This window comes from Cytobacillus sp. Bac17 (assembly GCF_024519925.1).
GTDB classification, from domain to species: domain Bacteria; phylum Bacillota; class Bacilli; order Bacillales; family Cytobacillaceae; genus Cytobacillus; species Cytobacillus pseudoceanisediminis.
Genome location: NZ_JALJRC010000006.1, coordinates 82854 through 96329, shown reverse-complemented (window position 1 = coordinate 96329; position 13476 = coordinate 82854). Strand labels below are relative to the sequence as shown.

13 protein-coding genes are annotated in these 13476 nt (G+C 41.6%); 11 read left to right on the top strand and 2 right to left on the bottom strand.

The annotated features are described in order from the left end of the window. The first annotated feature begins 44 nt into the window (after positions 1–44). From NR125_RS10450 to pssA, 10 genes are all read left to right on the top strand, one after another. The gene (locus NR125_RS10450; RefSeq protein ID WP_009333547.1) at positions 45–443 is read left to right on the top strand and encodes a GntR family transcriptional regulator; all 399 of its coding nucleotides are present in this window, start codon (positions 45–47) and stop codon (positions 441–443) included. Then, positions 427–1323, top strand: a complete 897-nt coding sequence (locus tag NR125_RS10445) for an ABC transporter ATP-binding protein (RefSeq protein WP_256815279.1) — start codon at positions 427–429, stop codon at positions 1321–1323. Before NR125_RS10450 ends, NR125_RS10445 begins: the two co-directional genes overlap by 17 nt. Continuing rightward, positions 1277–3253, top strand: a complete 1977-nt coding sequence (locus tag NR125_RS10440) for a DUF6449 domain-containing protein (protein ID WP_256815278.1) — start codon at positions 1277–1279, stop codon at positions 3251–3253. The genes NR125_RS10445 and NR125_RS10440 overlap by 47 nt, the downstream gene beginning before the upstream one ends. Positions 3254–3286: 33 nt before the next feature. Further along, on the top strand, positions 3287–3808 hold the full coding sequence (locus tag NR125_RS10435) for an RNA polymerase sigma factor (RefSeq protein ID WP_019382486.1): 522 nt from the start codon (positions 3287–3289) through the stop codon (positions 3806–3808). Positions 3809–3958: 150 nt separating this feature from the next. After that, a complete protein-coding gene (locus tag NR125_RS10430; protein WP_026041760.1) occupies positions 3959–4726 on the top strand; it encodes a 3-hydroxyacyl-CoA dehydrogenase in 768 nt (255 codons plus the stop codon). A 168-nt stretch (positions 4727–4894) separates the two neighbouring features. After that, a complete protein-coding gene (locus NR125_RS10425) occupies positions 4895–6040 on the top strand; it encodes an acyl-CoA dehydrogenase family protein (RefSeq protein WP_256815277.1) in 1146 nt (381 codons plus the stop codon). 12 nt (positions 6041–6052) lie between these two features. Further along, the gene (locus tag NR125_RS10420) at positions 6053–7204 is read left to right on the top strand and encodes a thiolase family protein (RefSeq protein ID WP_009333553.1); all 1152 of its coding nucleotides are present in this window, start codon (positions 6053–6055) and stop codon (positions 7202–7204) included. 19 nt (positions 7205–7223) lie between these two features. Then, positions 7224–8792, top strand: a complete 1569-nt coding sequence (locus NR125_RS10415; protein WP_256815276.1) for a fatty acid--CoA ligase — start codon at positions 7224–7226, stop codon at positions 8790–8792. 20 nt (positions 8793–8812) lie between these two features. After that, positions 8813–9931, top strand: coding sequence for a CaiB/BaiF CoA transferase family protein (locus NR125_RS10410; protein WP_009333555.1), 1119 nt, complete (start codon positions 8813–8815; stop codon positions 9929–9931). 223 nt (positions 9932–10154) lie between these two features. Continuing rightward, entirely contained in the window at positions 10155–10850 is a 696-nt protein-coding gene (gene pssA, locus NR125_RS10405) for a CDP-diacylglycerol--serine O-phosphatidyltransferase (protein ID WP_009333556.1), read from the top strand. 201 nt (positions 10851–11051) lie between these two features. Here pssA and NR125_RS10400 read toward each other — a convergent pair whose 3' ends face one another. Then, on the bottom strand, positions 11052–11426 hold the full coding sequence (locus NR125_RS10400; RefSeq protein ID WP_019382492.1) for a nucleotide excision repair endonuclease: 375 nt from the start codon (positions 11424–11426) through the stop codon (positions 11052–11054). A 99-nt stretch (positions 11427–11525) separates the two neighbouring features. Beyond that, positions 11526–11990 carry a hypothetical protein gene (locus NR125_RS10395; RefSeq protein ID WP_256815275.1) on the bottom strand — a complete coding sequence of 155 codons (465 nt, stop codon included), beginning with the start codon at positions 11988–11990 and terminating at the stop codon, positions 11526–11528. Positions 11991–12658: 668 nt separating this feature from the next. Here NR125_RS10395 and NR125_RS10390 point away from each other — a divergent pair. Then, positions 12659–13429 carry an ABC transporter ATP-binding protein gene (locus tag NR125_RS10390; RefSeq protein WP_009333559.1) on the top strand — a complete coding sequence of 257 codons (771 nt, stop codon included), beginning with the start codon at positions 12659–12661 and terminating at the stop codon, positions 13427–13429. The last annotated feature ends 47 nt before the right edge of the window (positions 13430–13476 follow it).

Here is a 13476-nt window from a genome sequence, read left to right as displayed (position 1 = left end):
GTACTATGAATGATAGTACACTACGTACAGATGGGAGGGTAAACATGTTTGAATTGGACGTAAGGAGCCGAAAGCCTATATATGAACAGCTGGTTGAGCGGCTTAAAGAGCTGATCATCACCGAGGTCTTAACAGCAGATGAACAGCTGCCTTCCGTTCGAACGCTGGCCCATCAGCTGACAATCAATCCCAATACGATTCAAAAGGCATACAGGGAACTAGAATCTCAGGGCTATATTTATTCTATAAAGGGGAAGGGCAGTTTTGTCAGTCCAGCAACTCCCAATCTGAACAGAGAAAAAATAGAAAAAGTGAAAAGTGAACTTTCAAAGCTTTTATCAGAAGCTATATATCTTGGAATTACAAAAGATGAATTATTTAATATGATTCAGGAATTAGAAGCAGCTATAGGGGGAGGGATAGAAGATGATCAAAATCCGTAATGTACGTAAATCATTCGAGGAGATGGAGGCTGTTGAAAATGTCTCCATCGAAGTCAATAAAGGGTCCATATACGGCTTGCTTGGTTCCAATGGAGCCGGAAAAACAACGCTCTTGAAGCTTTTGGCAGGCATCTATGTGGAGGATGAGGGGTATGTTGCCATTGACGGCCAGCCGGTCTTCGAAAATCCGGTAATTAAGGAAAGGATCTTTTTTATTCAGGACCATCCCTATTTTCTGCCTCAATATACAGTTAAGCAAATGGCACAATTTTATCAAAATATTTACAGCAGATGGGATGACGGCCGCTTTGAAGAACTTGCTGCTATTTTTGAAATGGACACACATAAAAAGATTCACAGATTTTCAAAAGGCATTCAGAGGCAGGCTGCTTTTATCCTGGCTTTGTCTGCCAGGCCGGAAGTTTTAATTTTGGATGAGCCTATGGATGGGCTGGACCCGGTCATGAGAAAAAAAGTGAAAAGCCTGCTTATAGATGAGGTTGCCGAAAGAGAAATGACCATCCTTATTTCCTCTCATAACCTGCGTGAAGTGGAAGATTTATGTGATTTTATTGGCATCATGCATAAAGGGCGTATGATCCTGGAAAAAGATCTGGATGACCTTAAAACAGATACACATAAGATTCAAGTGGCTTTTAAAGGATCTGTACCAGCCATTTTCGATCCGCTGAAAATCCTTCATAAAGAAAAAAGAGGCAGCATTATGATCTGCATTGTAAAGGGAGATGCGAAGGAAATATCATCATATGTAGAACAATTTAAGCCTGTGATTTTCGATATGCTTCCCCTTACATTAGAGGAGATCTTCATCTATGAAATGGGGGATATTGGATATGCAGTCCAGAACATCCTTGGTTAAAAGGGAAATTTTAAAAACGATTTTCAGAAGTGTAGGCTGGGTTTCCATTGTATATTTTCTCGGTCTGTTCTTCGCTATTCCACTTGATATAATAATGAATTCTTCAGAGGAACAGCGGAAATTTCTGGACATTGACAATCTGTTTCAACACAACTTCCAAATCCAGTTTATTTTTAATATATCAGTGCCGGTGATCTTGTCAGTGTTCTTATTCAGATACACACAGGTAAAACAATATAGCGATTTAATGCACAGTCTCCCAGTCAAGCGGGCATCCATTTTTCATCAGTATGCTTTAACTGGCATCATGCTATTAATTTCGCCGGTTTTACTCATTGCTTTGATAGTTCTGATACTGTACCAGCCCATGAATTTGCAGGAGTTCTATTCAATTGGGGAGATATTCAATTGGGTGGGCATCACCCTTTTGTTTAATATTGTGATTTACCTGGCAGGAGTTTCTGTGGGAATGCTGACGGGATTATCCGCCGTTCAAGGTGCCTTAACGTATATTTTCCTCTTGCTCCCTGTAGGCCTGATCATTTTAGTTTCTATTAATTTGCCATTCTATTTATTTGGCTATCCAGACCAATATTATATGGCAAGCAAATTTGAGAAGTTTTCTCCCTTAATTGCACTAACTCAGATGAACATGCGCACTCCCTCAAGCGCAGAGGCTGTTATTTATCTTTTTCTTATTTTGTCTCTGTATTGTCTTGGTTTGCAGATCTATAAAAGGAGAAGGATGGAGGCTGTCTCCCATGCCCTGGTTTTTCCGATTACAAAACCCATCTTTAAATATGGTGTAACTTTTTGCACGATGCTTTTAGGGGGAGGATATTTCGGTGAGATGCGCGGCGGCATGAGCTGGCTTATAGCTGGCTACGTGTTTGGAGCATTGATTGGATATGCGGCTGCCGAAATGGTTCTGCAAAAATCATGGCGTGTGACCATTAATATGAAAGGATTGCTGGCATACACAGCTTTAATGGCGGCTTTATTCGCCTTATTCCAATTTGACTTTACTCAATATGAAAAAAGCATACCACGGGGCAATGAGATTGAGCGGGTTCATTTAAGCGAGAGTTTTTACCTTTATAGTGATATCGATACTGAGGAACCCTTATATTTGAAAGAATACGAGAATATTGATTTGGTCAGAAGATTTCATGAGACGATTGTAAAGGATGAAAACAGGCTTGCGGAGATTCCGGGCCGCGATTCAGTTTTTATCGTGTATGAACTGAAGAATGGTGAAAAGCTAATCCGTGATTACAGGATTAATAAAAAGGAATACAAGCCATTTCTTAAGCTGATTTATGAATCAGATGAATATAAAAAGGCAACAAATGAAATTTATCAGGTTTCAGCAGATGCTGCAACGAAATTGACGATTACTCCAACTGGCCCAGTTACGAAGCGGGCGGTCATTACAGACGATAAAGATCTAAAAGAGGCTATTGAGATATTAACTGAAGAAGTTGATTCTGCTTCCTTTGAAGAACTCCAGGGAAGTGACGAGCCATATGCGCACATTGAGATTTTTTATAATGACAGCAATAAAGCTTATATGCCCTGGTATCCTTCTTATTCAAGATTTGAGAAATGGCTGGAAGAAAAGTCACTGCTGAATGAAGCAAGAGTGAACAGCAATGATATCTCTTATGCTTTGGCTGCAAAAGCGAAGGATATCGATATCAACTTTGCAGCAGGGTACTCGTATGAAGAAGTTTTTGAAGAAATGAGAGATAGCAAATCTGCCGTCAAATTAACGGATAAGGAACAAATTGAAAGCAGCTTGAAGAATTCAGAAGGATTCGTGGATGGAGACTATATTATTGCGTTCTATTTTGATGAGCAAAGGACAATTGATATTAAAAGCTTCACGGAAAAAACAGTTCCAGCCTTTATAAAAGAACGGCTTCAATAAAAGGTTAGAAACCTATAGGAGAGGGGGATTAAAGTGATTAAACCTTCAATGGATATGAGAGAGATCTGCAGGCTCTACAATAAACGGCTCTATCATATTGCTTATAATATAACTCGGGATCATTATCTTGCACAGGATGTTGTGCAGGAATCCCTGCTCAAAGCATATAAAAAAATGGACAGCATTGATGATCAGGAAAAGCTGGGGGCCTGGTTATCCTCGATTGCAACTAGAACTGCGATTGATTTTGTCCGGAAAGAAAGAAGGACAAATGAGAGAATACAGGATTCTTTTGATTTTGAAAACTGCATGGAAAGTAAATTTATTGATGCTGGGCAGGAAGCAGAAGTTAATTTGCTTGAGGAGCAGATATACGCTTATGTGGATTCCCTCTCCTATGAACAGAAAAGGGTTTTCCTGCTTAAAACAAAGCACGGGCTGAAAGAGAAAGAAATAGCGGACATTCTCCATCTCAACCCAAATACTGTCAAAACTAAATTGTATCGGGTCAGGCAGCACCTTAGAGAAATTCTTGGCGATCGGTATTTGGCATAGAAAAACAGCTTCTGAAAAGGAGCTGTTTTTTTGTGCAATTACAAGGAATTGATAAATAATCAGCAGGGAATTCGGCAAGTCAGCAGGAAAATCTCCATTCTTAATGGAAATGTCTTCATAGAAAACCTGATTAATAAAAGGAGGTTCACTATGGAATTGAAAGATTGCAGGGCCATAATCACTGGCGGCGCCTCAGGGCTTGGCGAGGCGACTGTGAGAAAAATAGCCGGATGCGGCGGAAAAGTTCTTATTGCAGATTTGGCGGAAGATCGGGCAAGCCATCTTATCAAGGAACTGGGAGGGAATGTTTATTTTTTTAAAACGGATGTAACAAAAGAAGAAGACGTGCAGGGAGCAATTGCATTCGCTTCTGAAAAATTTGGCAGCTTTAATACTGCCGTTAACTGCGCCGGCATCGGAATTGCCGCCAAGCTGCTTGGCAGAAAGGGAGTCCACACACTGGATATGTTCCAAAAGGTCATAACGATTAATCTGGTCGGGACTTTTAATGTCATTCGCCTGGCTGCTGAACAAATGGCAAAGAATGATCCGAATGATCAAGATGAAAGAGGCGTCATTATTAACACTGCTTCCGTAGCAGCCTTTGAAGGACAAATTGGCCAGGCTGCATATAGTGCATCGAAAGGCGGTGTGGTTGCCATGACCTTGCCAATTGCCAGAGAGCTGGCGGATTATGGGATTCGTGTTATGACGATTGCCCCTGGATTGTTTAATACACCTATGTTTGATTCACTGCCTGATGAGGCAAGGGATTCATTGGGGAAAATGGTGCCCTTTCCTTCAAGACTGGGATATCCTGAGGAGTATGCCAGGCTGGCTGAGAGTATTTTAGTGAATCCGATGCTGAATGGAGAAACGATCCGTCTGGATGGCGGCATCCGTATGCAGCCTAAGTAAATAGAGAACCTGCCCTTTCTGCATAGAATAGGTTCTTTTTTTGAAAAATTATTTTAATGTTCTAAAAATATCGATAATTATTGTACAATATAAATGTAAGCCTTTTCAAAGGTAAGGAATAGTACTTTGTGTTATGTCAAAAAAATTTTAGATTCGGAGGATCATAATATGGCTGCTTCATACATACAGGAAGAGCATGAAATTTTTCGGCAATCACTGCGTAAGTTTTTAGAGAAGGAAGCCTATCCGAATTATGACAAATGGGAAGAGGACAGGATCATACCCCGGGATTTTTGGTACAAGATGGGGGAGCAGGGTTTTTTATGCCCTGATATTGAAGAAAAATATGGCGGAAGCAGCGTTGATTGGGGCTTCTCAGTAGTCATCAATGAAGAACTTGAACGTGTTGGCTCAGGCATGGTGGGAATTGGGCTTCACAATGATATCGTTGTTCCGTATATTACTGCTTATGGAACAGATGAGCAAAAGGAAAGGTGGCTGCCAAAGTGTGCGGCAGGAGAAATCATTACTGCTATCGCAATGACTGAACCTGGCGCCGGATCTGATTTAGCCGGCATCAGAACGACAGCAAGACTTGAAGGGGACCATTACATAGTGAATGGCGAAAAGACCTTTATAACCAATGGAATTCATTCCGATTTAATCATCATTGCCTGTAAAACCAATCCCAATGCAGTTCCCCGGCATAAAGGAGTAAGCTTGCTTGCGGTCGAGAGGGAAGCCAAGGGGTTTACAAGGGGAAGAAAATTAAAAAAGGTCGGACTTCACTGTCAGGATACGGCAGAGTTAATTTTTGAAGATTGTAAGGTTCCGAAAGAAAATCTGATTGGAGAAGAAGGGAAAGGTTTTCTTTATTTGATGGAAAAGCTGCAGCAGGAAAGACTTGTCGTAGCAATCGCTGCACAGGTGGCTGCAGAGGAAATGCTTAATTTAACAATGAATTATGTTAAGAATCGCGAGGCATTCGGAAGACCGGTCAGCCAATTTCAAAACACTCAATTTAAGATTGCCGAAATGGCAACAGATATAGAGATGGGAAGGTCGTTCCTTGATCAATTGATCACAGAACATATGGCAGGCAAAGATGTAGTTACAAAAGTCTCCATGGCGAAATGGAAGCTTACAGAAAATGCCCGGAATATTGCCGCAGAATGCATGCAGCTTCATGGCGGCTATGGCTATATGGAAGAATACGAGATTGCAAGGAGATACAGGGATATACCGGTTGCCAGCATATATGCAGGTACAAATGAAATCATGAAAACCATTATTGCGAAGAACATGGGTTTATAAGGAGGAGTAAACATGCGTGAAGCTGTCATCGTCGAAGGTGTCAGAACGCCGGTAGGAAGAAAAAACGGCTTTTTAAAAGATATCAGGGCGGATGATCTGGCTGCTGAAGCACTAATGGCACTTGTCGAACGTGCAGGTATAGATCCGCAAATTATTGATGATGTCATTCTTGGATGTGTCTCGCAAATAGGCGAACAAACAGGGGATATTGCAAGGGTCGCAGCTTTGATCGCAGGGTTTCCGATTGAAGTGCCAGGTACCACCATTGACCGTCAATGCGGCTCCAGCCAGCAGGCTGTCCATTTTGCAGCTCAGGCGGTTTTGGCGGGAGATATGGAAATTGTTATCGCAGGCGGTGTCGAAAGCATGTCCCGTGTCCCAATCGGCTCCAGTTATCAGGGGGTAGGATTCAGTGAAAAACTGACAGACAAACATGAAATCATCCACCAGGGCTTATCAGCTGAACGCATTGCTGAAAAATATGGTTTTACAAGAGAAGAACTTGATCGCTATTCATTAGAGAGCCACCAAAAGGCTTTAAAAGCCCAGGACGAAGGACGTTTTGAGAGAGAGATTGCACCATTAAATGTGAAATTGCCTGATGGACAGCTCATGACGGTTTCGGAGGACTCTGGCCCCAGAAAGGAAACGTCGCTGGAAGCACTTGGAAGTTTAAGGGCTGTTTTTAAGGAGAATGGGGTCATTCATGCAGGAAATTCAAGTCAAATCAGTGATGGAGCCGCAGCACTATTAATTATGTCACGCGATAAAGCAGAGGAGCTTGGAATGAAGCCGAGATTCAGGATACTTTCCCGCACAGCAGTTGGCTCTGATCCTACTTTAATGCTGACTGGACCGATACCTGCAACCGAGAAAGTGTTAAAGAATGCTGGACTGGCTATTGAGGACATCGATGTGTTTGAAGTGAACGAAGCGTTCGCTCCTGTTCCGCTTGCCTGGCTGAAAGAAACTGGAGCCGACCCTGCAAAGCTTAACCCAAACGGCGGAGCCATTGCACTCGGCCATCCTTTGGGAGGCAGCGGTGCACGGCTGATGGTCACCATGATGCATGAACTAGAAAGAACAGGGGGGCGCTATGGACTTCAGACCATGTGTGAAGGCCTTGGTATGGCAAATGCGACTATTATTGAACGTTTAGACTGAAGAATGGGGAGGAATGAAAATGACTACTACTATTGGAAGAATTTTCGATCTAACTGCCGGAAAATTTCCGAATAAAGAAGCCCTGTATGATGTCAGAAAAAATCTGCGTCTTACCTATAAGGAATGGAGCCTTGAGATCAATAAATTGGCGAATGCCTTAATGAATGAGGGAGTCAGGAAGGGTGACAGGGTTTCAACCTACCTTTTTAATACTGAGGAGCTTGCAACAGCATTTTTTGCATGTGCAAAAATCGGCGCCATTTTTAATCCGATCAACTTTAGGCTGATGTCAGAAGAAGTTGCTTATATCCTTCAGGATGCAGAGCCAAAAGTAGTGTTATTTGAACAAATGCTGGAATCCGGCATTACCCCAATTGCTAAACGTTTTCCGCATACAGCCTTTTGGTACATTGATGACAAGGCACCCGGATATGCTTCATCCTATCGGGAAAAAGTGGATGCAGCATCACACGATGAAATTGAAATAGAAATGGACGAAAATGACTTATACGCGATCATGTACACAAGCGGTACCACGGGAAGGCCAAAAGGAGTTGTCCACAGGCACCGGGATATGGCTGAACAAAGTTTAATCGTAATAGGAGCCACAAAGCTTGAAAGCAGTGACAATGGTCTCGTGACTGCACCAATGTTCCACTGTGCAGAGCTTCACTGTGCCTTTTTGCCAAGGGTGCATGTGGGGGCAAAAAATACCATCCTCCATCACTTTGATGCAAAAGAAGTATTACAGTTAATCTCAGATGAGAAGATTACAAAGTTTTTTGCAGCACCTACCATGTGGAATATGCTGCTGCAGGAAAACTTAAGCCATTATAACCTGGAAAGCCTGAAGCTGGGATTGTATGGAGCAGCTCCAATGGCTCCGGCACTTGTTTATGCCTGCCGGGAAAAATTAGGCATATCCCTCGTACAGGCATATGGAATGACCGAGATGGGGCCAGCGATTACGTTTTTATCTGAAAATGATCAAATCCGGAAAGCAGGGTCTGCCGGGCAGGCATGTTTAAATCATGAGATTAGGATTGTAAGGCCGAATGAAAATGGTCCATCAGATCCTGAGGATGTGGTGCCGACAGGGGAAACAGGTGAAATCATCGTAAAAGGTCCATGCATGATGAGTGGTTATTTTAATCGGGATGAGGCAAACGATCTTGCCATGCATGGGGGCTGGTACCATTCAGGTGACATAGGATATCTGGATGACGAAGGCTACTTGTACGTTAAAGACAGAGTCGATGATATGATCATTAGCGGCGGTGAAAACATTTACCCTAGGGAAGTGGAAGATATTTTATATACGCATAATGGCGTACTGGATGTGGCAGTGATCGGCCAGCCTGATGACCGCTGGGGTGAGACGGTCACAGCATTTGTAGTTAAAAAAGATCCGGCACTATCTGAAAATGAGCTGGATGAACTGTGCAGGAATAGTGATGAACTTGCTAATTATAAGCGGCCGAGAAAATACGTATTCTGTGAAGCTCTGCCAAGGAATGCGAGCGGCAAGATTCAAAAGTTTATGCTCAGAAAGCAGCTGGAGGATCTGTTCGCTGACGGAAAAATTTAGCCGGAAGAAAGGGATGCATGATGTTAAAAGGCATTAGAGTAATTGATTTTTCCAATTATCTCCCCGGTCCGTTTGCTTCCCAGAGACTTGCAGAGCTTGGAGCTGAAGTGATTAAGGTTGAATCCTTGACTGGTGACCCCGCAAGGCAGCTGGATATTAAAATAGAGGGTACAGGAGCCGTGTTTGCCGCCAACAACCGCGGTAAAAAAAGCATTACACTCAATCTGAAGAGTGAGGATGGAAGAAATGCAGCCCTAAAGCTGATTTCTGAAAGTCATGCCGTGCTGGAAAGCTTTCGGCCAGGGGTCATGAAAAAGCTCGGACTTGATTATGAGACTGTAAAAAGACACAAGCCTGCTATCGTTTATTGCTCCCTTACAGGCTACGGGGGCAATGAAGACTATCAATATTTAGGCAGCCATGATTTAAACTATATGGCAGTAAGCGGCGCCCTTTCCCAGCTGAAGGACCGCAGCGGCCGTCCTGTTCACCCGTCCAATACAATAGCGGACTTTATGGGAGGAATGGCCGCGAGTGAAAGGATACTGGCAGCCCTGCTTTCCAGCAGGATTTCCGGAAATGGCGGGCATCACTGCATTTCCATTGCTGAAGTGATGGCTTCCATCATGGGAAACCATTTGCTGATTGAAAACGAAACGGGTTATTCAAATGGGCTATCGGTACTAAGCGGGGAGATCGTCGCCTACTCTATTTATGAAACAAAGGATGCGAGGTTTGCTGCTCTTGCTGCATTAGAGCCGAAGTTTTGGATTAACTTCTGCAAGAGTGCCGGCAGGGAGGATTGGATTGATTCCCATTTCTCCCGTGCTTCTGGCAATAATCCTGTATATTTGGAGATGACCGAATTATTTAAAAGCAGGACATTAAAAGAGTGGACTGAATTCGGGCAAAGAGTTGATTGCTGCCTGACTCCGGTATTGGAGACGGGTGAATTAAAAGACTTTCAACTTTTTAAGGAGATTTATGAACAAGACGGGAATTACCCTTTAGTTAAAATGCATGGAGGAATTGACTCAGCATTGACTGGCCCTCCAAAACTGGGAGAACATAATGAGGAAGTTTTAAGCAATATTGCTGGAATGTCAGCGGAGAATGTTAAAGCTCTGACAGCAAAATAAATATTCTAAATAAAAGTCGGCGAACTTGTCTTTCAGATAGCCGATCTGTAACTTATGAATTCATGAAGAGCCCTAAATCCATATGATGGATTATGGCTCTTTCTTTTTTGGCGGCGAATGTTTCTATGAAAGAGGAGGGCTTTAAAGAAGATTAAATGGTATAATGAAAGGGAATATATAATAAAATAAACTTTTTTCTATTTTTGGAGTGTGATGGTCACTAGTGCGTTTTATTAAAACAATTCCCAATATGGTCACTTTGGGTAACTTATATTGCGGTTTTCTTTCAATCGGAATGGCTGCCAATGGCGAATTTAAAAATGCAGCAATATTAATTTTAATCGGCATGATGCTTGATAGCATGGACGGCAGGCTGGCAAGAATGCTGAAAGCGGATAGTACGCTTGGAAAAGAACTTGATTCACTGGCAGATATTGTTACATTTGGGGTTGCCCCTTCATTTTTGGTCTTTTATACATACTTTTTTCAATTTGGAATCCTTGGATTAATCGTTTCAGGTCTTTTTCCTCTATTCGGGGCATATCGGCTTGCCCGATTCAATATTAGTCCCCCAAAGTCCTCATTAAATTATTTTATAGGAGTTCCAATAACAGCAGCAGGAGGGATAATGGCCATACTGACCCTTTTTGGTGACCGTATTCCCAATATCATTACAACTGTTGTGTTCACAGCACTATGCTTTCTGATGGTAAGCAGAATTCGGATTCCCAGCTTTAAGGAAGTTCCTCTTCCAAAATACGGGACGATTGTTACCATTTTTCTTGGAAGTGTTCTGTACGTTATTTATAAGGGCTCCTATGGACCATTTCCCGATTTAATTTATATTGCGATTCCGCTTTACATAGCGTATTTGACATACCGATTCATTAAAGGTAAAAACAAAAAAGAAATCGATTAATTAGAAATGCGGAAGCGCCTTGCCCGCGAAGGAACGCAGACTTAGACCGCCACCCTCCCAAAAGCTGTTGCTTTCGGTCGTGTGATGTTTATGCTGACGCCCTGGGGCCTCACCTCGAGGAGGCAGGCTGCTTGCGCAAACAGTTATCAGAGTTCAAAGTTATACTTTTTTACAAATAAAAAAAGGCCGGGATGGCCTTTTTTATTTGTAAAATACCTTGTCTATATTAAATTTTGCATGAAGGGTATTAATGATATAAGTTTCATAAATTTCGCGCTCCATGCTGTCTTCCACGTAAATGACCGCAATTTTATAGATATCATCGCGATGATTTTTTATTGGAGAAACATTATCTTCAAAATGTTTTTTCACGCGCTGCCTTAATTTTCGTGCCTTCCCTACAAATAGCAGATCTTCATTCGCATCGAAAAACAGAATCATGCCGCCCTTGTCTCTTGGTATTTTATGATAATCTGTGAAACCATAGACACTGCTAAGGTCACTTTCTCCTGCCTGTCCCGTTTGCCTGCTTCTTGTAATTACGAGATCAGGCTGAGGGATTTCAATTTTTATCAATATCATCACTTCCTATTCTAAGATTAAAGAGTACCATAAATTTCATATGTAATCTACATTAAAAAGTATCATTGGATCCTGCCTTGCCGCAGAAGCTCCTTATATGATGTGTAATTGTTTTTGTCTTTCTTTTGTCATATTCAGCAGCACTTCATTATTAAGCGAGCGTGCCATTTTAAGGGTAAGATCCAAAATCTTTTTGATTCCTTCCTTCTGGCCGTAATCAATAGCAACCCGATCACATTGAACTTCAGTATCTGTACAAATTATATTCTTTCCAGCAGGATAGGTAATATGTCCAATTTCATGCCAGATTATCGCTTCTTTTATTTCTCTGTCTGAACAGAACTTTTCATAATCATAGACGACAATAAACCAGTCATAATGCGCATCCAGGGATTGATAAAACATAGTCAGGAGTCTGCAGTCAATATTCCACAAGTTCAGCCAGCTTCCATCGTTTAGACCAAAGTTTTTTAAAACAGTATGTTTATCTTCTAAAATGGCTATTTTTCCGTCCAGGCCGCAATAGGATAAGGAAAGCTCTTCACACAAACAGATCAAGTCAGATTCTCCTTTTAATTAATTTCGGTTTACTAGCATTGTTATGTAAGCGGCACTTTTTTAATCACCAGCCAATAAGAAAATAAAGAAATGAATGGATTTGTTTGCAAACTGCCATGCGGCAGTATGATGCAAAAACGTGGCAGCAGATACATTTCAAGAAAATCTGCAAGGTAATTAATTTGTGATTTAACTAGTAATCCAAAAGCGGGGCCTCAGCAGCCTTCATGGAGGGTAAAGGTTGCTCGAGACCAAACTTTCATATGCACAGCGGCTTTCCAGCACACTTTCAGCTAAGCCTGGTTAACGGCACTTTAAGAAGTTAATCGTGTTTTTTTCCTGATTATAGTAAACCAAAATGGTATATTCTAATAAAAATTAACATTGAACGGGTGAATTCCTAAGCTGAGCACATCTGTGTTAGCTTTTTTTCGTTCTTTTTACATAAAGAGTTTCCCTCATAATTATTACTTAGCTTATAGTGAAAAATACTTACACATAAGGAAATTGTCATATCAATATTCCATTTCACATAAAAATGAAAAATAGCTAAGGGCTAAAAAATATTTTAAATATAAAAAGGAGAAAATAAATATGTAAAGAATATTAAAACTATTCATAATTTTATAAAAAATATTTTGTGTTTCGAAATAAAGGGGGTTAGCAAGTTGGGGATATTAGAGATTAAAGATGCTACTTTGAGGTTTGGAGGCGTAGTGGCGCTTGACAACGTCTCATATGAAGTGCAGGAAGGAGAGATTTTTTCACTTATTGGGCCAAATGGCGCAGGGAAGACAAGTATGCTGAATTGCATTAGCGGACTATACAAGCCTTCATCTGGTTCCATCCATTTCAAGGGGGAAGATATCACCCGCTATAAACCTCACAAAAGAGCCAGTATGGGCATTGCTAGGGCATTCCAGAACATCGAACTTTTTCCGCATTTATCTGTTTTGGACAATCTGATGCTTGGCAGGCATGTGAGAATGAAAACCGGACTCCTTGCAGGAGGATTTTATTGGGGAAAGGCGCAAAGAGAGGAAATTGAACATCGGAAAAAAGTTGAGCAGGTGATCGATTTTCTTGAAATTGAGGATATCCGCAATACTCCCGTGGGTACCCTTTCGTATGGATTGCAGAAAAGAGTCGAAACCGGCAGGGCTCTGGCACTGGAACCTGACATCCTTCTTCTGGATGAGCCGATGGCAGGCATGAATAGTGAGGAAAAAGAGGACATGGCCAGATACATTATCGACATTCATGAAGAAATGAATACAACTATTATATTAATTGAACACGACATGGGGGTTGTAATGGATTTATCCGATCACATTGCAGTTCTTGATTTTGGTAAGCTGATTGGTTACGGGACGCCTGAAGAGATTCAGAATAATCCTAGAGTCATAGAAGCTTATCTGGGAGAGGAGAATGCCGTATAAAAGATGATTCGTCTAAACGGTAGATTAATAGTTTTGTAGGGGGGAGA